Genomic DNA, 24,663 nt, shown 5'->3' on the forward strand with positions numbered 1-24,663 from the left:
CCTCCAGGAAGATCCCTTCTGGGGCTCATTGAAAGCCGACAATCCTCAACCGGCAAGACCCAGGAAATTCACCACCTCCCGGACGAACCGCTCCCTGCCCCGGTCGGCGCGGTCGAGGTGCACGTAGTGCGTCGCCTCCGGCAGCTCCACCTCGCGCACGTCGCGGGCGTGCACGAGGTGCTCGCGCAGCCGCGTCACGTCCTGCGGGCGGCTCCAGAAGTCGCGCTCGCTGCGCACGATGAGCGTGCGGGCGGTGATCGTGCCCGCGTCCCAGAGCTGGCGGCCGGTCGCCAGGTAGAAGCTGTCCTCCATGGCGCCGGAGGGGGCGCGGAGGCTGGGCGGCGTGCGGGTGCCGCTGGTGGGGTCGGAGGCCAGGGCCGCCTTGACGTAGGCGTCCACCAGGGCCGGGTCGCGCCACGTGGTCTTGTCCTCGGCCGGGATGCTGCTGTCCCACGACGGCAGCAGGCTCGCGCCGGTGCTGAAGCGGTAGGCGCCGTAGGCGGCGGCGTTGAAGCGGCCCGGATGCGCCGGGTCCTCGTTGTCGCTGCCTCGGCCCAGCGTGGGGTGGCCGTCCACGGGGCCGTACAGGGTGTTGTAGAGGACGAGGTGGCTGACCCTGCCGGGGTTGGCGGCGGCGTACTGGCCGAGCCAGTGGGCTCCGGTCGCCCAGCCGAGCAGCGCGACCTCGCCCTCGGGGGCGATCCTGTCCACGACGGCGGCGATGTCGCGGACCACCTCGTCAGAGCGGACGGCGGGCCGGTTCTCCTCCGCCGGGCGGGACAGCGCCGCCGGGCGGGTCGAGCCGCCGTAGCCGCGGGCGTCCATGACGTAGACGCGGTGGCCGGCGCGGGCCAGGTCCTCGGCCAGCGAGCCGCCGGGGACGCGCAGGTCGAAGCTGGCCACACCAGGGACGCGGGCGCCGTGCAGCAGCAGCACCGGCGGGCGGTCGCGCCCGGCGCCCTGGACGCTCACCTCGCGGACGGCGATCCGCACGCCGGGGTCGCTCGTGACCTGGAAGTCCGAGCGTTTCACCTGGTCGCGGGGCTCGGCTCCGAGTGACATGGCGGTGACCAGGGTGATGACGGTGTTGAGGATCAAACGCATGGCCCGATCCTGCCGCCGGGCTTGCCAGTGTTCCGGATTCAGCTCGTTATCGAGTGCGATTGATATGCCAAACGGGAGTAATCAGGAGGCGGTCACGTGCGGCACCGCCTCGTAGGCCGCCCAGTCGGCGCTGATCGCGCCCGCCGTCTTCAGCAGCAGCGGCAGGTGCTCCTCGGTGAGCTTGTCGATGGAGGTCTCGGCGGCGTGCGCGTTGACGTTCACCGCCGCGATGACGTTGCCGAGCCCGTCGCGCAGCGGCGCCGCCACCGACCTGATGCCCAGCGCGAGCTGCTGGTCGGTGACCGCCCAGCCCTTGGCCCGCACCGCGCGCAGCACCGCCTCGCGCTCCTTGGCGTCCGGCCGCCAGCGCGGCTCGATGCCGGAGCGGCTCGGCTCCGACAGCACCCGCTCCACCTCCGCCGGCGGCAGCGCCGCCAGCAGCACCTTGCCCAGGGACGTCTGCAGCGCCGGGAACCTGGTGCCGATCTGCACCGACAGAGCGACGATCTTCGGGACGGAGACCCTGGCGACGTACACGATGTCGGAGCCGTCGAGCTGCGCGACCGAGGACGACTCGTGCGTCTGCGTGACCAGCCGCTCCAAATGCGGCCTGGCCACCTCCCACAGGCCCATCGAGCGCACGTACGACACGCCCAGCTCCAGCACCCGCGGCGTGAGCGCGAACCCGCCCTGCTCCGGCCTGGCGTACCCCAGCTCCTGGAGGGTGAGCAGGATGCGGCGGGCCGTGGGGCGGGCCAGGCCGGCGGCCGTCGCCACGTCGGTCAGCGACATGACCGGGCGGCCCGGCTGGAAGGCCCTGATGACGTCGAGGCCGCGGGCCAGCGCCTCGATGAAGTCAGGTCCGGTCTCACCACGTGCCATCTACGTCCCCGCTCGCTTCTGGATCTACTTGATCCGACTTTAGGGGCTGCTACAGGCGGTGCGTGGAGTCGCTGCGGTAGTCGGTGTACGTGTACGGGTTGTCGAGCACCTTCGTCGTGGGGATGTCCGGGTTCATGCCCTTCTCCCACGCCTCCTCCCCCATCTCGCCCTTGAGGTACTCGACCGTGCGCTCGACTTCGGCGCGGGCGGCGGTCAGGTCGATGCCGACCAGCCGGTGCTCGTGCTTGACCACCCGCCCGTTCACCAGCACGGTGTGCACGTCACCGCGCTGCGCCTGGAAGGCGACGTGCCCGAACGGGTTGAGCAGCGGGAACGACACCGGCGACGCGTCATTCTTGATCAGCACGAGGTCGGCCTTCCGGCCCGGCGCGAGGGTGCCGAGGTCGGCGCGGCCGATGGCGGCGGCGCCCCCCCGGGTGGCCCAGTCCACGACCTGGTCGGAGCGCAGCGCGCAGTGCGTGACCGTCTCGCTCTTGGCGTGCGCCTCCAGGTGCTCGCGGGAACGGTCGGCGCCGAGCGTGGCGCGCATGGCGGAGAACAGGTCGCCGCTCCACCAGACGCTGGTGTCCATGGACAGCGACACCGGGATGCCGTGGGCGCGGATCGCCCACGTGGGCGGGTAGCCCTGGCCGGCGCTCTGCTCGCTCTCCGTGGAGACCGAGACGGAGCCGCCGGTGGCCGCGATGCGGTGGTAGGAGTCGGCCGACAGCGAGGCGGCGTGCACGTAGATGGTGCCGGGGGCCATGAAGCCGTGCTCGTACATCAGCCGGATGCCGTCGTCGCCGGTGGCGCCCCACACGCCGGCGTGCGTGGTGACCGTGACGCCGAGGTCGCGGGCGACCTCGAAGGCGGGCAGCTCCGGGAACGACGGGTCGCCGAGCACGTCGAAGGCCAGCTGGAAGCCGAGCATGCCGTCGCCGGTGATCCTCCTGCGGACGAAGTCTCGCAACTCCGGCGCCGTCGCCCACTCGGCGGGCGGCTGCTGGATGTTGCCGTACGCGAGCACGTACCGGCCCGGCACCGCGCGCAGCGCGTCGGCGGCGGCGTCGGCGTGGTCGGGGGTGCGCAGGCCGTGCGACCAGTCCACGACGGTGGTGACGCCGGCGTCCAGCGCCTCGATGGCGGCCAGCGTGTTGCCCGCGTGCACGTCCTGCGGCCGGAACAGCTTGCCGTACTCCAGGTAAAACCAGACGAAGTACTGGGTGAGCGTCCAGTCGGCGCCGTAGCCGCGCAGCGCGGTCTGCCACATGTGCCGGTGCGTGTCGATCATGCCGGGCATCACGATGCCGCCGGAGGCGTCGATCTCGGCGGCGCCCTCGGGAGCCTCCAGCCGGGGGCCGACGGCGGCGATCGTGTCCCCCGTGACGAGGACGTCCGTGTCAGGCAGCACACGGCGGCCGTCCATGGGCAGCACGGTGCCGCCGCGCAGGACCAGGGGGCGTCCGGCCTGGAAGTCGTTCATGACAGGCTCCTCGCTTGCGAACGATTGTCCGCTGTACGGTCACCGTCACTGTGATGAGCCCGTCGATGCCTGTCAAGATGGTTGACGGGGGCGGAGGTGCGTGCTGTGATCGCTTGGGCGGACGTTCGTCCGTCAAGCGGACGCGAGGTGGGAGCTGGATGACTGACGGGCCTCTGTCCGGCGTGCTGGTGGCCGACTTCTCCAGGATCCTGGCCGGGCCGTACGCGACGATGCTGCTGGCCGACCTGGGCGCCGACGTGATCAAGGTGGAGGGGCCGCGCGGCGACGACACCCGGACGTGGACGCCGCCCGCGCGCGGCTCGACGTCCACCTACTACCTCGGCGTCAACCGGGGCAAGCGGTCCATCGCGCTCGACCTGCGCGACGACGGCGACGCGCGGCTCGCCAGAGAGCTGGCCCGGCGCGCCGACGTGCTCGTCGAGAACTTCCGGCCAGGCGGCCTCGCCAAGTACGGGCTCGACCACGCGGCCGTCGCCGCCGCCAACCCCGGTGTCGTGTACGCCTCGATCAGCGGGTTCGGGTCGGGGGCCGGAGCGCGGGTGCCCGGCTACGACCTGATGGTGCAGGCCATGTCGGGGCTGATGAGCCTGACCGGCGAGCCGGACGGGCCGCCGTACCGGGCCGGGATCTCCGTGTTCGACGTGATGGCGGGCAACCACGCCGTCATCGGCGTCCTGGCCGCCCTGCGGCACCGCGACGCGACCGGGCGCGGACAGCACGTCGAGGTGAACCTGATGTCGTCGGCGCTGACGGGGCTGGTCAACCAGAGCTCGGCGTACGTGGCGGGGGACGTGGTGCCGTTCCGGATGGGGAACGCGCATCCGAGCGTGTTCCCGTACGAGCCGCTGCCGACCGCCGACCACGAGCTGATCGTGGCCGCGGCCAACGACGGGCAGTTCAGGAAGCTGTGCGAGGTGCTCGGGATTCCCGAGGTCGCCGACGACCCGCGGTTCGAGCGCAACGCCGACCGTACGGCGCGGCGGGAGGAGCTGCGGCCGTTGCTCGTCGAACGGCTCGTCACCCGGGGGGCGGACGAGTGGTTCGCGCTGCTGGTGGAGGCGGGGGTGCCGAGCGGGCCGATCAACACCATCGACGGCGGGTTCGCGGTGGCGGAGCGGTTCGGGCTGGAGCCGGTCGTGGTGGTGGGCGAGGGGGAACGGGCGGTGCCCACTACCCGGCATCCGATCCGGTTCTCCGAGACGCCCGCCGGGTACGCGCTGCCGCCGCCCGAGCTGGACGAGCATGGGGCTGAGCTGCGGAAGTGGCTGGAGGGTGGGTCGCATGCCTGAGCACTCGGCAGGGGCGGGCCGCCTTCCTGATGGGACGGGCCGCCTTCCTGACGGCGCGGGCCACCTTCCTGACGGCGCGGGCCACCTTCCTGAGCGACCTGCACCGGCGGGCGGGCCTGAGTACCCGACCGCGCTCGGGGCCTCCTCCCCCAAGGAGATCACTCTCCTCGGGCACGACCTCGCCACGGACGTGATGGGCGAGGTGGGGTTCGGCGAGCTGGCGTTCTGGCTGGCCACCCAGCGCAGGCCGGCGCCCGGCGAGGTGCGGGTGTTCGAGGCCGTGCTGGCCGCCCTAGCCGATCACGGGTTCACGCCGACCGCGATCGTGACCCGGCTGACGTACCTGTCGGCGCCCGACTCCGTACAGGGTGCTCTGGCGGCGGGGCTGCTCGGCGGCGGCTCGCGCTTCCTCGGCGTCACCGAGGACTGCGGCCGGTTCCTCAACGAGGTGGTCGCGGGACGCGACCCGCTGCCGTGCGACGACTCCGGCTGGGACGCCCTCGCCCTGGACACCCTGCGGGCCCGGCGCGAGTCGGGGCGGCTCGTCCCGGGGCTCGGCCACCACGTGCACAAGGACGGCGACCCGCGCACGCCGCGGCTGTTCGAGATCGCGGCGGAGGAAGGGCTGTTCGGCCCGCATTTGTCGCTGTTCGCCGCCATCGGCCGGGTGCACCCGCGCGTGCTCGGCCGCACGCTGCCGCTCAACGGGGCGGGGGCGTGCGGGGCCGCGCTCGCCGACCTGGGGCTGCCGCTGGAGCTGCTGCGCGGCTTCGCGCTGCTCGCCAGGACCGCGGGGCTGATCGGCCAGCTCGCCGAGGAGCTGCGCCGGCCGGTCGCCAACGACATCTTCCTGTCCGTGGACCTGAACAACCGGTCCGTCCCGCCCGAGCCTTACCCCGATGGAGGCCCGCATGGCTGAGCTCGTCGATGGAGGTCCGCATGGCTGAGGTCGTCGCCGTCATCGCGTCCACGCACCACCCGTTCTACTACCGCGCCAGCACCGCCACCGGCGAGGACCGGCCGCCGTTCGCCGACGAGTGGGTGCGCAAGGTGATGGCGTTCCGGGAGACGCTCACCAACGCCAGGCCGGACGTGCTGGTGATGGTCGGCTCCGACCACTTCCACCAGCTCTGGCTGGACAACATGCCGCAGTTCCTGGTCGGCAAGGCGCCCTTCTACGACGCGAACTTCTACAACGAGGAACGCGAGTTCGGCCTCCCCCGCCTCGTCTGCCGGGGGCAGGAGGACCTGTCGGCGTACATCCTGCGCGAGGGCCTGGACGCGGGCTTCGACCTGGCCTTCTCCAACGAGCTGCGGATCGACCACTCGATCACCTGCCCGATCATCACCCTGCGCCCCCAGAACGACCTGCCGATCGTGCCCGTCTACACCAACATCTTCGCCCCTCCCCTCCCCCAGCCGAAACGGTTCGTGCAGCTCGGGCGGACCATCAGGGAGCTGGTCGAGTCGTGGCCGTCCGACCAGCGGGTCGCCATCATCGGCACCGGGCACCTGTCGCTGGAGCTCGGCGGGCCCCGCCAGTTCGGTCCGCACGGCCCCGACCCCGAGTTCGACCGCAGGGCCGTGGAGTGGATCTCCTCCGGCGACATCGAGGGCTGCCTGTCCGAGGTCACCCTCGACAGCCTCCACCAGCCCGGCAACGCCACCCACGGGTTCATGGACTTCATGCTCATGATGGGCGTGGCGGGCGACGGCAGGAAAGCCGACTACGTCGACACCTACGACCTGTTCCACACCATGGAGGCGTACTTCACCTGGTATCCCGCGAACGGAGGCGGCCGGACGTGAGCAAGTACCTGCTGAACAAGTTCCTGTTCACCGTCGATCGCGACCCCGAGCTGGTGGAGCGGTACCGCGCCGACCCGCGCGGCACCGTCGAGTGGTGGGAGGACACCTACGCCAACCGGATCCTGGGGTGTCACGCGGGCGAGTCGTCCACGTGGCTGGGCTTCGACGAGGCCGAGCGGGAGGCGCTGGGGTCGCATGACTATCCGCGGTTGTTCGAGATGGGGGCGCATCCGTTCTTGACGTTGACGTTGTTCATCGCGATGTTCGAGCGGGATCATCCGCCGATGGGGTTTCAGACGGAGTATGCGCGGCGGGTGGCGCACGTGCAGCTTCCGTATCCGGACATCGCCACCTGACGAACAACCACCCCGCCCACGAGCCCACCGCCCCCGCCCTCTGATCACCCTGCCCGCCAGCCTCCCGTTCTGCCCTCAGACCGGCGGTTGAGGGGGCCGAGATCCCGAAGACGGTCAGTTGAGCGTGAGCGGGATTTCGGAGGCGATCCGGGTGAGCTTGTACGGGTTCCGGACGTAATAGAGGCCGGCGATGCGACCATCCTCGACGCTGGCCGCGATCACCCCGTCGATCTCGCCGTTCACCCGCAGCACCAGCGCGGGCCCGCCGTTGACCAGGGTCGGCTCGCCGGTGAGCGTGACCTGCGCCTTGCCGAGGCCGCCGACGATGAAGCGGGCCACCTTGCCGGCCCCGGCGATCGGCCGCGGCGCGGCCTGCTTGACGCCGCCGCCGTCGCTGATCAGCACCACCTCGGGGGCGAGCACGTCCAGCAGCCCTTGCAGGTCCCCGGTCTCGAACGCGCGCCGGAACGACTGGAGCGCCGCCCTGACCACGTCCGGAGCGACGACCTCGCGCGGGCGGCGGGCATCGACGTGCCGGCGGGCGCGGTGCGCGATCTGCCGTACGGCCGCCGGGTTCTTGCCCACCGCGGCGGCGATCTCGTCGTACCCGACGTCGAACACCTCCCGCAGCACGAACACGGCCCGCTCGGTCGGCGCCAGCGTCTCCAGCACCAGCATCAGCGCCATCGAGACGCTCTCGGCCAGCTCTGCGTCCTCGGCCACGTCCGGCGCGGTGAGCAGCGGCTCGGGCAGCCACGGGCCGATGTACTCCTCCCTGCGGCGCTTCACCGAGCGCAGCCGGTCCAGCGCGCGCCTGGTCACGATCCTGACCAGGTAGGCGCGGCGGTCGTGCACCTGCTCCAGGTCGACCTTCATCCACCGCAGCCAGGTCTCCTGGAGGACGTCCTCGGCGTCGGCGGCGGAGCCGAGCATCTCGTAGGCGACGGTGAACAGCAGGTTGCGGTGGGCGACGAACGTCTCGGTGGCCGAGTCGGCCGAGCCGCCGCCGGCGGGTGGCTCCCCCGTGGCCGCCGTCGGCTCGCTGTGCTCGTTCATGACCGGCTCCTGACTGTTCGCTGACCTGTGCTGCCGCTAACGAGACGCCGCCCGGCCCGGCGGTGTGACACCCGGGTCGAGTGGCACACGTCACATCTTCCCGATGTCACAGGGCCGGGCGTGGCCGGCGTCTCGTGGTCGTCAGGACACCGTAGAGGGAACGGAAGCAGCATCATGAGCAAGGTCTGGTTCATCACCGGTTCGTCGCGCGGCCTGGGCCGTCACTTCGTGCGGGCCGCCCTGGAGCGCGGCGACAAGGTGGCCGCGACGGCCAGGGACACCGCGAGCCTGGACGACCTGGTGGCCGCACACGGCGACGCGGTGCTGCCCCTCGCGATGGACGTGACCGACAGGGCCGCCGTCCTCGCCGCCGTCCAGCGCGCCAAGGAGCACTTCGGCCGGCTGGACGTCGTCGTCAACAACGCCGGGTACGCCCAGGTCGGCGCGGTCGAGGAGCTGACCGAGCAGGACCTGCGCGACCAGATGGAGACGAACCTCTTCGGCGCCGTGTGGGTGGTCCAGGCCGTGCTGCCGCACCTGCGCGAGCAGGGGTCGGGGCACATCATCCAGCTCTCGTCGGCGGCGGGGCTCATCGCGCTGCCGCTCGGCGGCGCCTACCACGCCTCCAAATGGGCGCTGGAGGGCCTGAACGAGGCGCTCGCCGGTGAGGTCGCCGGCTTCGGGATCAAGGTGACCATCGTCGAGCCGGGCGGGTTCGCCACCCGGGACGGCAAGAACCCCGACCCCCTCGCCAACGGCCACCTGGCCACCCCCGAACCCGCCTACGACGGCCTGCGTCAGCGCCTCGGCGCGGTCGCCGGCAAGCAGCCCGCCGGCGACCCGGCCGCCGCCGCCCAGGCGCTGCTCAAGCTGGCCGACACCGAGAACCCGCCGCTGCGGGTGCTGTTCGGGCAGGGGTTCTATCCGATGATTCAGCAGGCTTACGCCGAACGGCTCAAGATGTGGGACGACTGGCAGGACCTGTCGGCCGCGGCTCACGGCAGCCACGGTCAGGGGGACAACGCCTGAGGCCGACGGACCGGGCTGCTCCCGAGCGCCATCAGGCGGGCCGTTCCATACGCGGCCGACCGGGCCGGACCGTTGCTGAGCGCGGTCACCCGGGCGGGACGGCTGCCGGACGAGCCCGACCAGGCGGGACCGCTGCCGGACGCGGTCAGCCGGGCTGGGTCGTTCGGAGGTCGCCGAGTTGGGCGATGCCTGAGCGCGGTGACGACAGCACCGGTACGCCGCCGTCCGCCTCCCCCACGATCCGCGCCATGGACGCCTGGGCCAGCACCACCACGTCCACCTTCCCCGCCAGCTCCCGGAACCCGTCGAGAACCAGCGCGTCGTGCCGGGCGGCGTCACCGGCCCGCAACGCCTCGAACGCCCCCTCGCACAACCGGGGCACCACCTCCCGCTCCACCTCGCGCCGCGCCGCCGCCCGCTGGACCGCTCGCGTGGTGGGGCCGAGGGTGGTGGCGAGCGTGGCCAGCACCCCGATCCGGGCGCCTTCCCGTACGGACTGATCGGCCATCGGCTCGTCGATCCGCAGAACCGGCAGCCCGGTGAAGGGGCGCGCCCGCTCGGCCGCCTCCCCGATGGACGAGCAGGTCACCAGCAGCGCGCCCGCGCCGGACTCCTCGGCGTAGGCCGCGTACGCCATCACCCTGCGCAGCACGTGCGGCGGCGGGCCGCCGGCGGCGATGCTGTCCTGGAGCAGGCTCTCGTCCACGAAGTGCAGGAGCCGGGCGTCCGGGCGCACCTCGGCGGCCAGCTCGGCGAGGGGGGCGGCGAGCGCGGGCACGGTGTGCAGCATCGCGATCGTGGATCCGTTCATCGGGCGGTCCAGGGGCGGGCGTGCTCGTCCACGATCGCGGCCAGCTCCCGCAGGCGCGGCACGGAGCGGGAGCGCAGCTCGGCGGCCACGTCCTCGCAGCCCACCACGTCGCTCCAGATCGCCCGCCCGGCCAGCATGCCCGACGCCCCGGCCCGGCAGGCGGCCCGCACGGCGGCGGGGAAGTCGTCCCTCTCCACCCCCTGCGAGAGCACCACCCACGGGACGGGGATCACCTCGTCGAGCCGCGCGCACTCCTCCACCAGGCGTTCCTCCGGCGCGGCCCCGCCCAGCGGCACCTGCGCCTTATACAGACTCGGCCGCAGCCCGGCCAACTCCCTGGCCGCCTCCCTGATCGCGGCGGGCCCGTCGAACGCGGTGGTGCCGATGGGCGGTTTGGCGACGCCTTCGAGGACGGACAGCAGCCCGGCGTCCGCGCACCGCTGGACGAACTCGGCGGCGATCTCCAGCCGCCGCCCCCTGCGCTCGTCGTCGCGCCAGATGAGCAGCAGCTTGGCCGCCACGGCCCCGGCCTCGCGGGCGGCGACCAAATCGACCCGCTCGTCGATCCCGGTGTCCTCCACCGGCCCGTCGGGCTCCTGCTCCAGCCGGTCCACGGCGACGATCAGCCCACCGGACACCATCCGCTGTGCGGCCACCTGTCCGAACCCATAGTCCTGGTCGATGAGGAACCCAGAAGCGTACGGCCCCACCTCTCGCGCCACCGCCAGCTTGAACGACGTCAGCCGCTCGTCCCCGACCCGCTCGCCGAGGGCCGCCGCGAACATCTGCCTGAGGCTCTCCCGCTGATCCATCGCCACCATCGCGAACCCGCCTGAGGGGCGGGCCAGCAGGTCGAGCGTCGGCGCCGGTGTGGTGGTGGTGTGCTGCGCGGTCATGGGTGCTCCTGTCGTTGCTGCGAACGGAAACGCTGGTAGAGGGGCAGGTAGGCGGCTTGGAGGTGGGGGTCGGGCGGCAGGTGTTCGCGGGGCAGCACCGGTACGTCGTCCAGGGAGCCGCCCACCTGTCCGGCGATGAGCGCGGCGCCCGCGCAGACGGCGTCGTCGGCGCGCACCACATCGATGGGCACGGGTGAGACCGCCGCCTTGACCCGCATCCACAGCGGGATCCTGACCTGGCCGCCGAAGACGGCCAGGCGATCGGGGGTGACGCCGGTCAGGGTGGTGAGCTCGTCGAGGATCCAGCGGCTGTGCAGGCACGTGCCCTCGATGGCGGCGGCCAGCAGGTCGCCGGGGCCGTGCCCGGACGCGATCCCTGACCAGGCCATCCGGCGCTCCCGGTCGGGCGCGGGGGCGGCCCGGCCGCGCAGGTAGGGCTCCACGAGAATGCCGGTCGGCAACCGCACACCCGCCAGCAACACAGGCAACGCCGCATATCCACCCGCCCTCACCACCGCCCCGGCGGGCGAGGTGAGCACTGCAGTCACCGCCTCGGCAGGCGTCCCAGCGGGGGTCGCGGCTGGCGGCGCGGCGCGCGTCGTGGCGGGCCCCGCGTTCGGCGTCGCGGCGGGCATCGCGACAGGCGTCCCGGCAGGGGTCGCGGCGGGCGTCGCGGTCGTGGTGGGCGTCGTGGTCGTGGCGGGCGTCGTGGTCGTGGCGGGCGTTCCGGCGGGCGTCGCGTTGGGCGGCGCGGCTGGCTTCGCGTTCGGTGGCGTGGTGAGCGTCGTTGTGGGCATCGCGGCGGGGGTCCCGGCAGGGGGCGCGGCTGGCTTCGTGGTGGGCGGCGCAGCGGTCGGCGCGGTGGGCGTTGGGGTGGGCGCTCCGGCTGGTGGCGTGGTGGGCGGTTCGGATGGTTGACCGGTGGGGGGCGCGGTGGGTGTGTCGTTGGCTGTTGTGAAGAGGCTGAGGAGCCAGTCCACCGTCGCGCCGCTCGTCGGCAGCCCGCCCACCAGCACCGTCCGCGTCCCGTCCAGCGACGGGTCGGCCGTTACCCCCATCGCCAGCCCGACCCCCGGAGAGGGCGGGTGCGTGGCGGGCACCAGCATGGCCTCGGCCGCCCCGAGCGAGTCGGCCGCGGAACCCGGCCGCCGCACTCCCGCTGCCCAGGCCCCCACCGCGTGGTCGTGGCCGGCGATCACCACCGGCGTGCCGCGCGGCACGCCCCGTACCTGCGCCACCACCCCACCGACCGGCCGGACAGATGGTTGTACGAGGGGCAGTCGCTCGCTGCGCAATCCTGCCAAAGCGAGCAGGTCCGTGTCGTAGTCAGCGCGTCCGACCGAGTATCCGAGTGTGCGGGCCGCGAGCGTGGCGTGCGTGCGCAGCACCCCGGTGAGTGCGTACGCGACCGCGTCCGGCACGCTCGCCCACCACCGCATCGCCCGCAGCACGTCCGGCGCGTGCTTACGCAGCCACAGCCATTTGGCCAGCGGGGCCTTGGCGTCGGCCCACCGCCCGGTTCGCGCGTACAGATCCACCGCGTTCAGACCCAGCTCGGCGATCTCCGCCGTTCCTCGGGGATCGTTCCACCACAGCAGCGGCGTGAGCGCTTGACCGGACGCGTCGAATGGCACGCCCGTCTCGGCCATTCCTGCAATACCGATCGAGAACGGCTGCCGGCCGGTCCGCTCGGCGCATTCCTCCAGCCCTCGTACCACGGTGGCCATGAGGCCGGGCAGGTCGTGGGGTGTGGGGTGCCGCACGGCGGACGCGCAGCTGCCGCGTTCGTCGAAGAAGCCCACCTTGACGTGGGTGGTGCCCACGTCGATCCCGGCAGTCAGGGTCATGTTGTCACTATAAGTCCATAGTTTGGCGTTAATACGCCAACTTTTGCGTCATACTTACCATATGAGCAGCGAAGGAACCCTCCGCTACACCTCGGCCCCGCACCGCCGTGAGGCGATCCTGCGGCGCGTCGAGCTGGACGGGTACGTCGCCGCCGCCGACCTGGTCACCGACCTGGGCGTCTCTGCCAACACCGTCCGCCGCGACCTGCAGAAGCTGGCCGAAGACGGCCTGATCAGGGCCGTGCGCGGGGGCGCCACGGCGGCGGCGGACGCGAGCGCCCCGCCCTTCGCCGACCGTTCCGTCCAGGCCGCCGACGCCAAGCGGGGGATCGCGGCGGCGGCCGTCCGGCATGTCGAGCCGGGGACGACCGTGGCGCTCGACTCGGGCACCACCACGCTGGAGATCGCCAAGCTGCTGCCCGCCGACGCCGGCCTCACGGTGATCACCCATTCGCTGCCCGCGATCGCCGTCCTGGCTCCCCGTCCTGACATCACGCTCATCGGCATCGGCGGACAGTACGGCCGGGACACCCGCTCCTTCGGCGGCCCCGAGACGCTGGCGGCGCTGGAGCAGTTGAGCGTGCGCACGCTGTTTCTGGCGGCCACCGCGCTTGACGGTTCCGGCGTGTACGGGGCTACGCCGTACGAGGCCGAGACCAAGCGCCGTCTGATCTCCGTCTCGCGGCGCACGATCGTGGTGGGTGACGCGCGCAAGTTCGCGTTGAGTGCGCCCATTCGGGTGTGCGGGTGGGGCGCGGTCGAGCGGCTGGTGACCGACGGCGTCCCGGCCGGCTTCACGGGGGTCAGGGTGGAACTCGTCTCATAGGACGCATACAGGCCCGGCCCCGCTTCACGCCGGTGGGCACGACCGATAGACGACTCTCAGGACCAGCCGGCGGCGCTCAGGGCGCGGGAGGTGGCGTTCAGGATCCCGGCATGCGGCGCTCAGGGCGCTGGCAGGCGACTCCTCGGGGCCAGGCAGGCACGACCCGGGAGGCAGGGCCCAAGAGGTGGCGGCTCCAGGGCCCGGGAGGGTGGCGCTCAGGACGTGGCAGGCGGCGCTTTAGGGCGTGGCAGGCGGCTCCTCGGGGCCCCAGCAGGCGGCCCTCAGAATCCCGGGAAGCGGCCGGATGCCAGGAAATCAGTAGGAAACGGGTCCTTGACAAACCTCACAACCGCCCAATACTCTCCAGCCAAAATTTAATCGATTCAAAAGCGGAGCTCGTCACCATGAGACCCCCCAGCAGCATCCGCCGCGCGTTAGCCTCAGGGCTGGCGGCCCTGCTCTGCCTGCCGCTCACCGCACTGCCCGCGTCCGCCGACGCCACGGGCAGCCACCGCGACGGCATCAGGCTGGAGCACCTCGACCGCGGCCTGGTAGCGGCCTCCACCAGCGAAGGTGTCTTCCTGAGCTGGCGCCTGCTCGGCGAGGAGGTGACCGGCGCCGGCGCCACCGGCATGACGGGCGCGAACTTCCGCGTCTACCGCGACGGCCGGCCCGTCGCCACCGTGACCGACAGCACCAACTATCGCGACCCCGCCGGCACGGCCACGTCCGAGTATCGGGTCGCGCCGATCGTGAAGGGCCGCGAGGGGCGGCGCAGCGCTGCGGCGAAGCCTTGGGTTAAAACGTTTTACGATCTTCCGCTGAAGAAGCCCGCCGATGGGGTGACCCCGATGGGCGAGGCGTACACGTACGCGGCCAACGACCTGAGCGTGGGCGACGTGGACGGCGACGGCCAGTACGAGTACGTGGTCAAGTGGGACCCGTCCAACTCCAAGGACGTCTCGCAGCGCGGCTACACCGGCAACACCTACCTGGACACGTACGAGCTGGACGGCACCCTGCGCTGGCGCCTGGACCTCGGCGTGAACATCCGCTCGGGCGCGCACTACACGCAGTTCCTGGTCTACGACTTCGACGGCGACGGCCGCTCGGAGACGATGCTCAAGACCGCCCCCGGCACGAAGATCATCCGCTACGGGCAGGACGGGCAGGTGGTGTCCGAGCGCTACATCACGATGCCGCGTGAGGATGTCAAGTCCGGATACGCCAACACCGACGACTACCGCAAGAGCGCCGCGGACTATTTCGACCACGTCGTTGAGATGTTCGCGAACTGGCACGAGCACCCGGAGGTGGTGGCCGGGCGCTGGCCGGCCACGCTCGAAGAGGCGTTCGGCATCGCGAAGAAGTACACCTATCCGCTCTCCCACGACGACGCCGTCGAGCTGGCGAACTACTTCGTCGACGTCTACGCGCCGAGCCGCAGCGGCAACAACCGGCTGCGGGAGTTCAACGGGTTCGTGCTGACCGGGCCCGAGTACCTGACCGTCTTCGACGGCGCCAGCGGACGCGAGCTGCAGACCGTCCACTACAAGCCGGGACGCGGCGACGACGGCCTGCTCTGGGGCGACTATGCGATGGCCAGGATCGAGCCGGGCAACCGGGTGGACCGCTTCCTGTCGTCCGTGGCCTACCTCGACGGCAAGCGCCCCTCAGCGATCTTCGCGCGCGGCTACTACACCCGTACGACGCTGGTCGCCTACGACTGGGACGGCAAGCGGCTCAAGGAACGCTGGTACGTCGACAGCGGCCACGCCCCCATGACGAACCCGTTCAACTCGGGCCCGCACGGCGTGGACGGCACGAACCCCGAGTACGCGAAGATCACCACCCAGGGCTTCCACTCGATGAGCGTCGCCGACGTGGACGGCGACGGCAGGCAGGAGGTCGTGTACGGGTCCGCCACCATCGACGACGACGGCGGCCTGCTCTACTCGTCCTTTGCGCAGGCCCCTCCGGAAAGCGCATTCCCGGGGCAGAACCTCCGGCTCGGCCACGGTGACGCCATGCACGTCGGCGACTTCGACCCCGACCGGCCCGGTCTGGAGATCTGGACGGTGCACGAGGGCGGACGCTCCGCCCCGTACGGCTGGGCGCTGCGCGACGCGGCCACCGGCCAGGTCATCCACGGCGGCTACAGCGGCGTGGACACCGGCCGCGGCATGGTCGGCGACATCGACCCCGCCGTCCGCGGCGTCGAGTCGTGGTCGTCCATGCCGCCCGACCAGGCCGTCCAGGCGGGGCTGTGGTCGGCGCGCGGCGAGTACCTGGGCCGGAATGCGCCCGGCACGAACATGAGCATCCGCTGGGCCGCCGACATGACCACCCAGCTCGTCAACGGCACCGCCACCACCGTCCTGCAGACGCCGACCATCGACGACTACAGGCGCGGGACGCTGCTGACCGCCGAGGGCACCCTGACCAACAACTGGACCAAGGGCAACCCGGGGCTGGTGGCCGACGTGTTCGGTGACTGGCGGGAGGAACTGCTCGTCCGTACCGCCGACAACAGTGCGATCCGCATGTACGTGAGCACCGAGCTGACCGATCGCAAGCTCTACACGCTGATGCACGACCCGCAGTACCGGGTGGAGGTGGCCAGGCAGCAGACCGCCTACAACCAGCCCGCGTACCCGAGCTTCTACCTCGGCTCGGACCTCGACTGGTCGAAGGTTCCCGTACCGAACCTCAAGTGACCTGCCGGGAAGGCCGGCCTCCGGGCCGGCCTTTCCACGACTCCCAGGCCCAGCCCGCCGTGATGAGCGTGAGAACGGTCATCACGACTCCGGACGTCACCACGGCGTCGTCGGAGCGCAGGCCGGTGGGCTGCCGCATCAGGAGAAAGGCCAGGCCGTCGAAGGCCAGCACCGCCGCACCGCTGCCGATGATCAGCGCGATGACCCCGACGAGGACGGCGACGGTCCTGCCGGCGATCGGCGGGACCAACCGGGCGACCTGCGCCCACAGGAGCCCGGCGAAGGCGACGTCAGCGATGGCGGCCACCGGAAGGGCGGCCTCCCAGCCGTCGTCGAGGATGTCCTCGTACTCGTCCCAGGCGAGACCGGCGTCCCGTAGACCTATCAGGCCGAGTACGACGATGAGCACCGTGATCAGCGCCACGCCCTTGAGCTGCCACCCCCGCACCGCCTCGGGAGGAAGGACCCTGGTGACGCCCGCCACCCCGACGGGACCAGGCCGGGCAGCGCCGAGCAGGGACAGGGCCTCCTCGACCGCGGGCCGTCCGGTGGGATCCTTGCTGAGCAGCCGCGTGATGAGCGGCGCCAGCCCGCCCGCCCGGCGCGGCGGCGGAGGCTCCTCCAGCAGGACCGCCGTCAGCGCCGCCGGCTGCGTGGTGCGGTGGAACGGCGAGACGCCCTCGACAGCCTGGTAGAGGGTCACCCCGAGGGAGAACAGGTCGCTGGCGGGCAGCCCGTCCATGCCGCGCAGCCGCTCGGGCGCCATGTACTCGGGCGACCCGATGAGCATCCCGGCGGTCGTCAGCGTGGTGTCGGTGTCGTGGACCGCGATCCCGAAGTCGGTGAGCAGCACCCTGCCGTCGCCGGCGAGCATCACGTTCGCGGGCTTGATGTCGCGGTGCACGATGCCCGCCCGGTGCGCTCCAGCCGTTTGGTCTGCTCGGCCTGCGACATCCCGGGCAGCAGCCGCAGCTCCTTGACCGCGACCTCGACGTCCAGGATCTCGTCGTGGGCGCGCCACACCTGGCCGAACCCGCCGGAGCCGAGCACGGCGATCAGCCGGTAGCGCCCGCCGACCCGGTGACCGGGCTGCGCCGGAGTCATCGCCGCACCGTTCGTTCCGCCCCGGCCACGGGTCGCCGGGCCTGATGGCGTCCTGACACCTGCACGTCACCGAAGATCACCCGCAGGAGTCTTCCTGACGCGGCCGACCCGCCGCAACCCCTTCGCTCAGGCCCCGCCCAGGCCGCCCGCGAACGGCGTCGTCCGCCAGTGGTCGATGGCCGGTCTCACGTACTCCAGCAGCACAGGCAGCTCAGGCACCAGCGCGAGGACGGAGACCGCCCGCAACATCCCCACGGCGTCCACGAACGCCATGACGTCCTCGTTCAACGGCCGCATGCCGTTGCGCCGCGCCCCGCGGTCGTAGGCGGACGCGCAGGCGGGCCCGAGCGCGGCCAGGTCCCACTCGACGGGGCCCAGGGTGACCAGCTCGAAGTCCGAGTAAAGATTCCCGCCCACCCCGTGGAAGATGTTCGCGGGCGGGGAGTCGCCGTGGACGGGCTGAAGGTCGATGCCCGGGAACGCGTTCTCGAAGGCGGCGCGTGACCGTACGAGAGGCTCCAGAACCTGCCACTCCCGGCGCGCCCGATCCAGACCGGCCGGGTCGATGAGGTCAGGGCGCTCTTGGAGCATGGCGAGGCTGTCGGTGACGAAGTGCGGCTCGGCCGCGGACAGGAACTCCAGCTCCCCCGGGTACGCGCGCATGGCCGCGTGCAGGTCGGCGACGCTCTCGGCGTTCGCCTCGTAGTCGGGCTCCTTGCCCTGGTCCTCCTCGACGAACTGCCAGAACGTCATCGAGAAACCGTCGCGCCGCACGGGTTCCCGTGGCACGAGAGGGCTCGGCGGGATCACGGGTACCCCCTGGCCCGCCAGCCACTGGGTCACGTCCAGCTCCGCCCGCTGGCGGCGTGCGAGGAAGCCGAGGTCCGCCTGACGGGGCAGGACCGTGGGCACCCGGACCACGACCGGGGCGGGCGCCAGGTGCACGACGACGGAGAACAGGTCGTGCAGCACCCTGGCGCCGGTCACGGTCAGCCCGAGCTCGCGGCCCGACGCGACGGCGGCGTCGAGCGCGGCGGAGGTACGGCGGGCCAGGTGTTGCTGCGTCAAGGCGTCGGTCATCCTCTGATCGTTCCACGTCATGCGAAGAGGGCGCCCCCCGTACGGGAAGCGCCCTCGAAAAACGTGTGATCAGTGGCCGGCGTTCTTGACCGACACCTGCTGCGTCATGGTGGCGTCCTTCTCGGCCCAGGCGCCGGTGGAGAAGGCCACCGGGTGGCTCTTCTTGCCGACGCCGTCGCCCCACTTGGTCACCACGTACTCGATCTTGATGTGGCCCTCGCCCTTGACCCCGTCCACACCCAGGGTGTCGGGGTTGAAGGTGCCGCCGGTCAGCTCGGCGAAGGTCTTGGCGTCCAGGTCGAGCATGACGCCGCGGTTGGAGGGGTCGCCGGGGCCGCGGTCGCCGACGAAGAAGGGCAGCTTCTTGCCCTTGTAGACGACGTAGCCCTCGGTCATGAGAGGCCAGGAGGGGCTGGCGACCAGGCCCTTCTGCATGGGCTTGCCGGCAGCCGGGAGGCCGGTGTCACCGGCGCGGCCGGAGGCGTCGTCCCAGAAGTAGGAGGCCGTGGTCGAGCCCTTGAGCAGGCCCCTCTGGTCGGTGTTGCCAGAGTCGGCGTGCGCCGCGGTCGAGCCAACCGTCAGCGCCGTGGCAGCGGACGCGGCGAGCATGGCAATGGCACGCAGGCGAGCAGACATACTTGATTCAGGTCCTTTGTTAGGGGACGGGAGTCGTTGCGCTCGCAAACGGACGTAGCCGGGCAGCACGCCGTACAGTCGCTACGTGGAGCGCAGAAGATCCAAGATGACGGATCAGAGATTCCGGGAGGCCCCGGCCTTCCTGATGAAGGTAAGGCGCAGGTCACTCGCCGGCAACACTGTCTAAGTTACCTGCCGAATCGGACAAAGGCAAACGAAACCCCATGAAACGGGCAATGATCTACCTTGGGCGGTAAAGCGCTCACCGCACGTCCTTTCGCAGCACGCGCAGAACGCCTGCGGCCATGGGGATGACGACCTGCACCCCGACCGCCGCGGCCAGCCGCGCAACGTCCTCACCACGTAAGAGCCGTCCATGAGCGCGTTGGTGGCGGTGTTCAGATCCAGCCATTCGGCCAGGACCTCCCCCATCGGGCCGAGCCGGCTCAGGAAACTCCACAGCATGGGCCCGACCAGGTAGATCACTATTGCCGCGGGCGCGTTCAGCAGCAGCATGCCCAGCGCCAGCCCCTGGGCGACCGACAGCACGATCGTCGCGATCCAGCCCAGCAGCGGGCCGGGCTCCAGCCGCCAGTCGGCCGCACCGCCCTGCACGGCGGCGTTCACCGCCGTCATCGGCACCGCCACCAGCAGCGCCAGCAGGCAGGCCGCCACGGCCGCGCCCAGCACGGGCAGGCATTTGGCCGCCAGCACCCGCCCCCGCCGGGGCTCCAGCGTGAACGTCGTCAGCGCGGTGCGGTGGCTCCACTCTCCGGTGACGGTGAGGATGCCGAGCACCGGCAGCAGCATGCCCGGGACGAGCGCCGCGGTGTTGGCCAGGCTGCTCAGGCCGATCGGACCGGCGAGCAGGGCCCGGCCGGTGACGAGCGCGAGCGCGCCGGCGACCAGGATCGCCGTCATGATGAGGCTGGTGCGGGTGTCCAGGAGCTTTCTGGTCTCGACGCGCAGCAGGGTGACGAAGGGGACGCGACGCCCAGGAAAGGAACTCATGCCGGACTGCGGTCCGCTTGCGCGGTGAGGTCGAGGAAGGTCCGTTCGAGGCTGCGCCCCTGGCCGAATTCGGCGAGCGTGCCCTGGGCCAGCACCCGGCCGCCGCCGATCATCACGATCCGGTCGGCCACCTGCTCCACCTCGTACAGCAGATGCGAGCTGAGCAGCACCGCACACCCCGCGCCGGCCAGCCCGCGCAGCAGCTCCCGCATCCACCGGATGCCCTGCGGGTCCAGGCCGTTGGCTGGCTCGTCGAGAATGAGTGCCTTGGGACGCCCGAGCAAGGCGTGCGCGATGCCCAGGCGTTGCCGCATGCCCAGCGAATAGCCGCCGACGACCCGTTTGCCCTCCTTGCCGCTCAGGCCCACCAGCTCCAGCACCTCGTCCACACGGGATCGGGGCAGCCCCAGCATCATGGCGCCCAGCGTGAGCACCTCCCGCCCGCTGCGGCCGGGATGCTGCGCCCCGGCGTCGAGCAGCGTGCCGACCTGCGAGCCTGGGCCTTCCAGCTCCGCATAGGGACGGCCGAGCACGGTGGCCGAGCCCGAGGTGGGCCGGGAGAGCCCCGCCAGGATGCGCATGGCCGTCGATTTGCCTGCGCCGTTGGGGCCGAGGAATCCGGTCACGGTGCCGGGCGGGACCGTGAACGAGACGTCGTCCAGCACCTTCATCGCGTTGTACGTCTTGGTGACGCGGTGGAATTCGAGCACGGGCCAAGTCCATCGGAATCGCCACCCGGGCTCATCAAGCCTGGGTCGAGGAGTTCCTGGACCAAGGTCTGCACCGGCCTGGCCCCAGGTCTCTGCAGCTCAGGCCCGGACGGTCTCTAGGCTGGCAGCCGTGCGTCACCTCCGCCCCCACCAGCTCGACACCGTCCTGATCCACCTGTTCGCCGCCACCCCGCTCCTGATCTCCTGCCTCCTGCTCGCCACCCTGTCCTCCCGCACCGGCGAGGCCGCGAGCTTCGTCCCCATGAGGCTCCTGGACCTCGCTCTCGGCGGGGCCGGACTGATCCTGCTTCGCGGGCGCAGGCGCCGGCCCTGGCAGGTGGCGCTGCTCACGGCGGCGCCGGTCGCCGTCTCCTGGTCGCTGCTCGGCCCGGCCGCCGTCGCGTTCACCTCGCTGGCCGCGCACCGCCCCTGGAGGCAGGTGGCGCCGGTCGGGCTGGTGCTCTGGCTGGGTTTCACGGCCTCCAGCCTGTGGGTGCGGGGTCCCTGGCTGCTGACCGCCCTGTACGCGCTCGTCGGCGGCATCGCGCTCACCGCGCTGACCGTCTTCGGCCTTTACCTGCGCGGACGCAGGAACCTGGCGCAGGCGCAGCGGGCCGCGGCGGAGTCGGCGCAGGCCCAGCGGGTGGAGCAGGCCAAGCTGGCGGAGCGGCTCGCCATCGCCCAGGAGATGCACGACGTCCTGGCGCACCGGATCTCGCTGCTGGCCATGCTCGCGGGCGGCCTGGCCTACCGCGAGGACCTGCCGCCCGACCAGACGCGCGAGACCGCCCTGGCCATCCAGGAGAACGCCCACCAGTCACTCAACGAGCTGCGCGCCGTCCTCGGCACGCTGCGGCGCGACGGCACCGCCCCGCAGCCGCCGCAGCCGACGCTGGACCAGCTGGACGCCCTGTTCGAGGAGGTGCGCGCAGCCGGTCAGCGGGTCGAGGTCGCCGACTCGGTGGACCGGGGGGCGCCGCTGCCGACGCGGACGGGGCGGCACGCGTACCGGATCGTGCAGGAGGCCCTCACCAACGCCCGCAAGCACGCGCCCGGCAGCCCGGTGCGCGCCGAGTTGAACGGACGGCCGGGGGCGGGGCTGCGCATCCGGGTGAGCAACGCGGCCACCCCGGGCGCGCCGGCCGGTCCAGGCGGGCGGCTCGGGCTGGTCGGCCTGGCCGAACGCACCCGGATGGCCGGCGGCACCCTCACCCACGACGTACGGGACGGACGCTTCGTCCTGGACGTCCGGCTGCCGTGGGAGGCTTGAGCCCGTGACCAGAGTGGTGATCGTGGACGACGACCCCATGGTGCGCACCGGGCTGCGCCTGATCCTGGGCGGCGAGCCCGACCTGGAGCTGGTGGGCGAGGCGGGCGACGGCAAGCAGGCCATGGCGGTGATCCGCGACCTGCGGCCCGACGTGGTGCTGATGGACATCCGGATGCCGGAGCAGGACGGGCTGGTCACCACCGAGCTGCTGGTGAGGCGTCAGGACGCGCCCCGGATCCTGGTGCTGACCACGTTCGACGCCGATGACATGGTGTTGCGGGCGTTGCAGGCCGGCGCGAACGGCTTCCTGCTCAAGGACACGCCGCCGCCGAAGATGATCGAGGCGGTGCGGGCGGTGGCGCGCGGTGAGCCGGTGTTGTCGCCGAGCGTGGCCGAGCAGGTGATCGCCGCCGCCACCGGCCGTTACGAGCCGCGCAGCCTGGAGGCGGAGCGCGAGCTGGCGGTGCTGACCGAGCGGGAGCGGGAGGTGGCGGTCGAGGTGGCCAAGGGCCGTTCGAACGCCGAGATCGCGCGGGAGCTGTCGGTGAGCGTGGCCACGGTGAAGGCCAACATCACGCGGATCTTCGCCAAGCTGGGGACCGACAGCCGGGTGCACGTCGCGATGAAGGTGCGGGACGCGGGACTGCGCTGACGGGGTGCGTCCAGCCCCGGACATTCCTGGCGTGATCGCGCCATCACGCTTACGCCCCGCCCCCGCCTGGGCACATGGAGTGCATGGGCTCCGCCCCTCCGCCGACGGGAAGCGTCATGCGTCACGACCGGCTGCTGCGCGCACTGGCCGCCTGGAGCCTGCCCGTCGGCCGCGCCGAGCCGCTGCCCGGCGGCTGGAACTCGCTGACCTGGCTCGTCACGTCCCGGACCGGTGAGCGGTACGTCGCCAAGCTGGCCGACGCGGAGGGCGCCGCCGCGTTCCTCAGCGGCCTGAGGGTGGCCACCCGCGCCCAGGCGGGCGGCCTGACCAGCGGCGCTCCCGTCCCGCTGCCCAGTGGCGAGCTGGTCGCGACGCTGGACGAGGGGGTGCTGGCGCTCCTGGAGTACGTGCCCGGCCGCGCCCCGGACGTCGCCTCGCCCCCGGATCTGCGGAGGATGGGCGCGCTGCTGGCCAGGGCGCATCGGGTGCTCGGCGACGGCGCGGAGGAGCTCGGGGAGGAGCATCGGTGGCCGTGGCCGTGGGTGAGCGGGTGTCTGCGGCAGGTGGACATGCCGGAGCATGTGCGGCGGGCGGCGGGGCGGGTGATGGAGGAGGCGCGGGAGGCCGCGCCGCTGTTGCGCGCCGGGGTCGTGCACGGCGATCCCGGTCCGGGCAGTTTCCGGTTGAGTGAGCATGCGCCCGCGCGGGACGGGCTGATCGACTGGGGGGCGGTCCTGCAGGCGCCTGTCCTGTACGACCTGGCGTGCGCGGCCGTGCTGACCCGCGACACCCCGCAGGCGCTGCGGCACTTCCTCGACGGTTACCGCACGGTGGATCCGTCCATGGCCCGGGATCTGGACCATCTGGATCTGTTCGTGCGGGTGCGGTGGATGGCGAACGCGATCTACTTCGCCGACCGGATCGCGCGCGGGGTGCGCAGGGGGCCCGGCGGGCCGGCCGCCAATGAGGAGGGGCTGGCGGAGGCGTACGCGGGCATGCGGGCCTGAGCGCGCCTCAGGACGCCCGCGCCGCCTTCTGACCGTGCGGCGCCGTGCTGCGCCGCACGATGAGCGTGGTGGCCAGCTCGATCCGGGTCCCGGACGGCCCTCTGGGGTGCGTCAGCTCCTCGTACACCAGCCGCACGGCCTCGTTGGCCATGTCGTCGAGCGGCTGCCGGACGGTGGTGAGCGGCGGCGACAACGTCTCGCAGAGCAGCGAGTCGTCGAACCCGACCACCGACAGATCATCGGGCACCCGCAGCCCCCGCTCGGTGGCCGCCTGGTAGACCCCGGCGGCCTGGAGGTCGTTCCCGGCGAAGACGGCGGTGGGCGGGAAGTCGCGGTCGAGCAGCTCGCCCCCGTAGGCCTTGCCGCTGCCGACGAGAAAGTCTCCGTAGCGGGTGAGCGCCGGGTCGGAGTCGATGCCGAACGTCCGGTGCGCCGCCAGGTAGCCCTCGTACCGGTCGAGGGTGCACTGCGTGTCGAGGGGCCCGCCGATGAAGGCGATCCTGGTGTGGCCGAGCTCCAGCAGGTGGGTGGTGGCCATGACGCCGCCGAGCCAGTTGGTGGCGCCGACGGTGGACAGGCGGGGGTCGCGCTGGCCGACCGGGTCGAGCAGGACGAGCGGTACGTGCAGCAGCTCCTCCAGGGCGGCGATCTCGCGCTGGTCGGCCCGGGAGAGCACGAGGACGATGCCGTCGGTGTTGCGTTTGCGCACCATCCCGATCCAGCGCCGCAGGTCGAAGTCGGAGCGGGCGGAGGAGGTGACGACGAGGGAGAAGCCCCAGCGGGCCGCCGCCTTCTCCGCGCCGCTGATGAGCACCTGGGCCCACGGGGAGCCGAGCCCGTCGATGAGCAGGTCGACGACGCCGACGCGGGGCGCGGTGGGCGGGCGTGGAGCCTCGTAGCCGGAGGTTCTGACCGCTTGGAGGACTTTGTCCCTGGTGGCGGCTGAGACGTGTTTCTTGCCGCTCAGAACCTTGGACACCGTCGGCACCGAAACTCCGGCGGCCGCCGCGACGTCGGCCAGCGTGGCTCGAGGCACAGAACCTCCCGCGTGTGAAACTTTCGGAAAA

24 protein-coding genes are annotated in these 24,663 nt (G+C 71.9%); 10 read left to right on the forward strand and 14 right to left on the reverse strand.

Annotated elements, in window-relative coordinates:
- Positions 1–45: 45 nt before the first annotated feature.
- From ABD331_RS14440 to ABD331_RS14450, 3 genes are all read right to left on the reverse strand, one after another.
- Positions 46–1,104, reverse strand: a complete 1,059-nt coding sequence (locus ABD331_RS14440; protein WP_344474665.1) for an alpha/beta fold hydrolase — start codon at positions 1,102–1,104, stop codon at positions 46–48.
- Between the two features lie 81 nt (positions 1,105–1,185).
- Positions 1,186–1,986, reverse strand: coding sequence for an IclR family transcriptional regulator domain-containing protein (locus ABD331_RS14445; protein ID WP_344474667.1), 801 nt, complete (start codon positions 1,984–1,986; stop codon positions 1,186–1,188).
- Positions 1,987–2,035: 49 nt separating this feature from the next.
- Entirely contained in the window at positions 2,036–3,469 is a 1,434-nt protein-coding gene (locus tag ABD331_RS14450; protein WP_344474669.1) for an amidohydrolase family protein, read from the reverse strand.
- Between the two features lie 158 nt (positions 3,470–3,627).
- Here ABD331_RS14450 and ABD331_RS14455 point away from each other — a divergent pair, with 158 nt between their 5' ends.
- From ABD331_RS14455 to ABD331_RS14470, 4 genes are read left to right on the forward strand one after another with little or no spacing between them, the layout of a single operon-like run.
- Positions 3,628–4,779: a CaiB/BaiF CoA transferase family protein gene (locus ABD331_RS14455; RefSeq protein ID WP_344474671.1), complete on the forward strand. Its 1,152-nt coding sequence runs from the start codon at positions 3,628–3,630 to the stop codon at positions 4,777–4,779.
- Complete coding sequence (locus ABD331_RS14460) at positions 4,772–5,698, forward strand: citryl-CoA lyase (protein WP_344474673.1); 927 nt, start codon at positions 4,772–4,774, stop codon at positions 5,696–5,698. The genes ABD331_RS14455 and ABD331_RS14460 overlap by 8 nt, the downstream gene beginning before the upstream one ends.
- A 20-nt stretch (positions 5,699–5,718) precedes the next feature.
- Positions 5,719–6,588 (forward strand): DODA-type extradiol aromatic ring-opening family dioxygenase, encoded by an 870-nt coding sequence (locus ABD331_RS14465; RefSeq protein ID WP_344474675.1) that lies wholly within the window; start codon positions 5,719–5,721, stop codon positions 6,586–6,588.
- Positions 6,585–6,944, forward strand: coding sequence for a hypothetical protein (locus tag ABD331_RS14470; RefSeq protein WP_344474677.1), 360 nt, complete (start codon positions 6,585–6,587; stop codon positions 6,942–6,944). Before ABD331_RS14465 ends, ABD331_RS14470 begins: the two co-directional genes overlap by 4 nt.
- A 114-nt stretch (positions 6,945–7,058) precedes the next feature.
- On the opposite strand, the gene ABD331_RS14475 is transcribed toward ABD331_RS14470, so the two are convergent.
- Positions 7,059–8,000: an RNA polymerase sigma-70 factor gene (locus ABD331_RS14475; RefSeq protein ID WP_344474679.1), complete on the reverse strand. Its 942-nt coding sequence runs from the start codon at positions 7,998–8,000 to the stop codon at positions 7,059–7,061.
- Positions 8,001–8,174: 174 nt separating this feature from the next.
- Here ABD331_RS14475 and ABD331_RS14480 point away from each other — a divergent pair, with 174 nt between their 5' ends.
- Positions 8,175–9,029, forward strand: a complete 855-nt coding sequence (locus ABD331_RS14480) for an SDR family NAD(P)-dependent oxidoreductase (protein ID WP_344474681.1) — start codon at positions 8,175–8,177, stop codon at positions 9,027–9,029.
- A 145-nt stretch (positions 9,030–9,174) separates the two neighbouring features.
- Here ABD331_RS14480 and ABD331_RS14485 read toward each other — a convergent pair whose 3' ends face one another.
- Genes ABD331_RS14485 through ABD331_RS14495 form a run of 3 tightly spaced genes read right to left on the reverse strand, consistent with a single transcriptional unit; the run spans position 9,175 to position 12,583 of the window.
- Positions 9,175–9,840: an aspartate/glutamate racemase family protein gene (locus tag ABD331_RS14485; RefSeq protein WP_344474683.1), complete on the reverse strand. Its 666-nt coding sequence runs from the start codon at positions 9,838–9,840 to the stop codon at positions 9,175–9,177.
- Positions 9,837–10,736 (reverse strand): hypothetical protein, encoded by a 900-nt coding sequence (locus ABD331_RS14490; RefSeq protein ID WP_344474685.1) that lies wholly within the window; start codon positions 10,734–10,736, stop codon positions 9,837–9,839. Before ABD331_RS14490 ends, ABD331_RS14485 begins: the two co-directional genes overlap by 4 nt.
- On the reverse strand, positions 10,733–12,583 hold the full coding sequence (locus ABD331_RS14495) for an FGGY-family carbohydrate kinase (RefSeq protein WP_344474687.1): 1,851 nt from the start codon (positions 12,581–12,583) through the stop codon (positions 10,733–10,735). Before ABD331_RS14495 ends, ABD331_RS14490 begins: the two co-directional genes overlap by 4 nt.
- 61 nt (positions 12,584–12,644) lie before the next feature.
- Between ABD331_RS14495 and ABD331_RS14500 the strand changes: the two genes are divergently transcribed.
- Positions 12,645–13,409 (forward strand): DeoR/GlpR family DNA-binding transcription regulator, encoded by a 765-nt coding sequence (locus ABD331_RS14500; protein ID WP_344474689.1) that lies wholly within the window; start codon positions 12,645–12,647, stop codon positions 13,407–13,409.
- Between the two features lie 404 nt (positions 13,410–13,813).
- Positions 13,814–16,126 (forward strand): rhamnogalacturonan lyase, encoded by a 2,313-nt coding sequence (locus tag ABD331_RS14505; RefSeq protein WP_344474691.1) that lies wholly within the window; start codon positions 13,814–13,816, stop codon positions 16,124–16,126.
- Here ABD331_RS14505 and ABD331_RS14510 read toward each other — a convergent pair.
- The 6 genes from ABD331_RS14510 to ABD331_RS14535 form a co-directional block, all read right to left on the reverse strand.
- Positions 16,119–17,030, reverse strand: coding sequence for a protein kinase domain-containing protein (locus ABD331_RS14510; RefSeq protein WP_344474693.1), 912 nt, complete (start codon positions 17,028–17,030; stop codon positions 16,119–16,121). The genes ABD331_RS14505 and ABD331_RS14510 overlap by 8 nt on opposite strands.
- Positions 17,000–17,230: a hypothetical protein gene (locus ABD331_RS14515; protein WP_344474695.1), complete on the reverse strand. Its 231-nt coding sequence runs from the start codon at positions 17,228–17,230 to the stop codon at positions 17,000–17,002. The genes ABD331_RS14510 and ABD331_RS14515 overlap by 31 nt, the downstream gene beginning before the upstream one ends.
- Before the next feature lie 126 nt (positions 17,231–17,356).
- Positions 17,357–18,310, reverse strand: coding sequence for a phosphotransferase (locus ABD331_RS14520; RefSeq protein WP_344474697.1), 954 nt, complete (start codon positions 18,308–18,310; stop codon positions 17,357–17,359).
- Between the two features lie 69 nt (positions 18,311–18,379).
- Positions 18,380–18,946 carry a hypothetical protein gene (locus tag ABD331_RS14525; protein WP_344474699.1) on the reverse strand — a complete coding sequence of 189 codons (567 nt, stop codon included), beginning with the start codon at positions 18,944–18,946 and terminating at the stop codon, positions 18,380–18,382.
- 183 nt (positions 18,947–19,129) lie between these two features.
- A complete protein-coding gene (locus tag ABD331_RS14530; RefSeq protein ID WP_344474701.1) occupies positions 19,130–19,957 on the reverse strand; it encodes an ABC transporter permease in 828 nt (275 codons plus the stop codon).
- Complete coding sequence (locus tag ABD331_RS14535) at positions 19,954–20,667, reverse strand: ABC transporter ATP-binding protein (RefSeq protein WP_344474703.1); 714 nt, start codon at positions 20,665–20,667, stop codon at positions 19,954–19,956. Before ABD331_RS14535 ends, ABD331_RS14530 begins: the two co-directional genes overlap by 4 nt.
- Positions 20,668–20,797: 130 nt before the next feature.
- Here ABD331_RS14535 and ABD331_RS14540 point away from each other — a divergent pair, with 130 nt between their 5' ends.
- From ABD331_RS14540 to ABD331_RS14550, 3 genes are all read left to right on the forward strand, one after another.
- Positions 20,798–21,937, forward strand: coding sequence for a sensor histidine kinase (locus ABD331_RS14540; protein WP_344474705.1), 1,140 nt, complete (start codon positions 20,798–20,800; stop codon positions 21,935–21,937).
- Positions 21,938–21,941: 4 nt separating this feature from the next.
- The gene (locus ABD331_RS14545) at positions 21,942–22,589 is read left to right on the forward strand and encodes a response regulator (protein ID WP_344474707.1); all 648 of its coding nucleotides are present in this window, start codon (positions 21,942–21,944) and stop codon (positions 22,587–22,589) included.
- A gap of 116 nt (positions 22,590–22,705) precedes the next feature.
- Complete coding sequence (locus ABD331_RS14550) at positions 22,706–23,596, forward strand: phosphotransferase enzyme family protein (protein WP_344474709.1); 891 nt, start codon at positions 22,706–22,708, stop codon at positions 23,594–23,596.
- A gap of 7 nt (positions 23,597–23,603) precedes the next feature.
- On the opposite strand, the gene ABD331_RS14555 is transcribed toward ABD331_RS14550, so the two are convergent.
- Complete coding sequence (locus ABD331_RS14555; RefSeq protein WP_344474711.1) at positions 23,604–24,632, reverse strand: LacI family DNA-binding transcriptional regulator; 1,029 nt, start codon at positions 24,630–24,632, stop codon at positions 23,604–23,606.
- Positions 24,633–24,663 lie beyond the last annotated feature (31 nt).

Source organism: Nonomuraea monospora (assembly GCF_039531895.1).
GTDB classification, from domain to species: Bacteria; Actinomycetota; Actinomycetes; order Streptosporangiales; family Streptosporangiaceae; genus Nonomuraea; species Nonomuraea monospora.

Coding starts and splice junctions, on each gene's coding strand:
- ABD331_RS14440 (WP_344474665.1), bottom strand. CDS start 1,104: ATGCGTTTGATCCTCAACACCGTCATCACCCTGGTCACCGCCATGTCA.
- ABD331_RS14445 (WP_344474667.1), bottom strand. CDS start 1,986: ATGGCACGTGGTGAGACCGGACCTGACTTCATCGAGGCGCTGGCCCGC.
- ABD331_RS14450 (WP_344474669.1), bottom strand. CDS start 3,469: ATGAACGACTTCCAGGCCGGACGCCCCCTGGTCCTGCGCGGCGGCACC.
- ABD331_RS14455 (WP_344474671.1), top strand. CDS start 3,628: ATGACTGACGGGCCTCTGTCCGGCGTGCTGGTGGCCGACTTCTCCAGG.
- ABD331_RS14460 (WP_344474673.1), top strand. CDS start 4,772: ATGCCTGAGCACTCGGCAGGGGCGGGCCGCCTTCCTGATGGGACGGGC.
- ABD331_RS14465 (WP_344474675.1), top strand. CDS start 5,719: ATGGCTGAGGTCGTCGCCGTCATCGCGTCCACGCACCACCCGTTCTAC.
- ABD331_RS14475 (WP_344474679.1), bottom strand. CDS start 8,000: ATGAACGAGCACAGCGAGCCGACGGCGGCCACGGGGGAGCCACCCGCC.
- ABD331_RS14480 (WP_344474681.1), top strand. CDS start 8,175: ATGAGCAAGGTCTGGTTCATCACCGGTTCGTCGCGCGGCCTGGGCCGT.
- ABD331_RS14485 (WP_344474683.1), bottom strand. CDS start 9,840: ATGAACGGATCCACGATCGCGATGCTGCACACCGTGCCCGCGCTCGCC.
- ABD331_RS14490 (WP_344474685.1), bottom strand. CDS start 10,736: ATGACCGCGCAGCACACCACCACCACACCGGCGCCGACGCTCGACCTG.
- ABD331_RS14495 (WP_344474687.1), bottom strand. CDS start 12,583: ATGACCCTGACTGCCGGGATCGACGTGGGCACCACCCACGTCAAGGTG.
- ABD331_RS14500 (WP_344474689.1), top strand. CDS start 12,645: ATGAGCAGCGAAGGAACCCTCCGCTACACCTCGGCCCCGCACCGCCGT.
- ABD331_RS14505 (WP_344474691.1), top strand. CDS start 13,814: ATGAGACCCCCCAGCAGCATCCGCCGCGCGTTAGCCTCAGGGCTGGCG.
- ABD331_RS14515 (WP_344474695.1), bottom strand. CDS start 17,230: ATGACTCCGGCGCAGCCCGGTCACCGGGTCGGCGGGCGCTACCGGCTG.
- ABD331_RS14520 (WP_344474697.1), bottom strand. CDS start 18,310: ATGACCGACGCCTTGACGCAGCAACACCTGGCCCGCCGTACCTCCGCC.
- ABD331_RS14525 (WP_344474699.1), bottom strand. CDS start 18,946: ATGTCTGCTCGCCTGCGTGCCATTGCCATGCTCGCCGCGTCCGCTGCC.
- ABD331_RS14530 (WP_344474701.1), bottom strand. CDS start 19,957: ATGAGTTCCTTTCCTGGGCGTCGCGTCCCCTTCGTCACCCTGCTGCGC.
- ABD331_RS14550 (WP_344474709.1), top strand. CDS start 22,706: ATGCGTCACGACCGGCTGCTGCGCGCACTGGCCGCCTGGAGCCTGCCC.